Origin of the sequence: Kitasatospora sp. NPDC050463 (assembly GCF_040655255.1) — a bacterium.
In the GTDB taxonomy this organism is placed as follows: Bacteria; Actinomycetota; Actinomycetes; order Streptomycetales; family Streptomycetaceae; genus Kitasatospora.
Genome location: NZ_JBFAJO010000219.1, coordinates 1 through 1,546 on the forward strand (window position 1 = coordinate 1; position 1,546 = coordinate 1,546).

Below are 1,546 nucleotides of genomic sequence, written 5' to 3' on the forward strand. Positions count from 1 at the left end.
CAAGACCAGGAAGTTAAGCCGCTGCGGCGTTCGTCAACACGCTGTCCGAGGCCCGGGTGATGGTCACGGTCGTCGTGGTGTGCCGTTTTCGGCGGTTGGCCGAGAGGCTCTTGTAGGCGTAGGGCGACAGCGGCCGTTTCACGGCGCGATCACTGGTTCGCTGCCGGCGCTTACTCGTGTGCAGGTTCCTCGGCTTGAGGAGGGTGAAGGCCAGTCGGCTCGGTTCTTCCGGAACGGTCCGGAGTGGCGGCGGGCTGCAGTTGGCGATGATGACGGACTCGCGGATGGCGCGGACGGCGACGGTGAACGAGAGGCGGTCCGGGTCGAGGTCGGCGTGGTCCGCGGCCTGGCACATGGCGATCCGGGCGGCCTGATAGGTAATCAGGTAGGCGTATATCTCCTGGTCAACGCCATGCGGAGTGCCTGACCGGAGGACTCTGTCAGCTCCACGGAGGGTGACCTTCAGGCCGAAGAACGCGGTCTCCGCTTCCCACCGCTCATGGTAGAGGGCAGTGACCTCGGCGGCTGGGTAGCGGGTGTGGTCCAGCAGTGTGGTGATCAGTCGCAGGGTGCTGCGGCGGGAGGCGCCTTCCCGGTCGGTGGTGGTGATGGTCGCCTCGATGACCCTGACGCCCAGTCCGTGCATCTGCGCGGGGGCACCGCCGCGTCGAAGCCACGCTTTGAGGCGGTGGGCGTGAGAGGGCTGAGGGATGAAGGAGATCCACGAGCCGTCTGGCAGCGCGTGAAGGACCGGAAGGACACGCTGGCCCCGGGCGCGAAACAGCGCGTGGGCGCCGGTGTCGGCGGTGGCTCGGAGCAGGCCGTAGGTGTCGTAGGCGCGGTCCGCCAGCAGGAGCATTCCTGGTCGCAGGGATCGCAGCAGGCCGACGGCGTGGGTGGCCTCGCCGCAGGCCAGCGGTGCGATGGCACTGTCGATCAGCGCGCGTGTGCCGCACTCGACTATGGCGGAGACCCTGGCCAGCGGGTAGCCGCCGGCGCCGTTCTTACCCTGGACCCGTCCGAAGTGGGCGGAGTTGGCGGGTGTGTCGGCCAGCGCGAGGGTCGTGGCGTCCAGGGCCGCCAGGTGGAGGGACCGCCAGTACACTCCGAGCGTCGTGGCGCTGGAGACCGATCCTCGCAGGTGCTGGAACAGTAACTTCAGTGGGGCGCTGCCCACTCGGCGCCGCGCGTGACGCAGCGCGGTGGCTGACGGGTCGCCACTTGCTCCGGCGAGTCCTGCGACCAGCGAGGACCACACACCGAGGTAGCCCGATTCCGGAAAGAGGGTCATCGCGAGCAGGAAGTACACCACCGTACGGGAGGGAAGCAGGCGCACCCGCTGCTGGACACTCTTGGTCTCCGCAAGGACCTCGTCGACCAACTCAGGCGAGACGATCCGGGTCAATTCTCCCAAGTGGCCAGCAGAAAAGGCAGCTTCGGCCATGGAAGCCCTACGCGACATGGCAGACTGCACACCCAACGGAGCCCCCAGAACAGCGATCTTGGTCGACGCAGTTCTATCGGGGGCTCCGTTGCCATGTCAGGG

1 protein-coding gene is annotated in these 1,546 nt (G+C 67.5%); it reads right to left on the reverse strand.

Features of this window, described 5'->3' with window-relative positions:
- Positions 1–13: 13 nt before the first annotated feature.
- On the reverse strand, positions 14–1,444 hold the full coding sequence (locus AB0J08_RS41605; RefSeq protein ID WP_360645417.1) for an IS4 family transposase: 1,431 nt from the start codon (positions 1,442–1,444) through the stop codon (positions 14–16).
- Positions 1,445–1,546: the final 102 nt, after the last annotated feature.

Coding starts and splice junctions, on each gene's coding strand:
- AB0J08_RS41605 (WP_360645417.1), bottom strand. CDS start 1,444: ATGGCCGAAGCTGCCTTTTCTGCTGGCCACTTGGGAGAATTGACCCGG.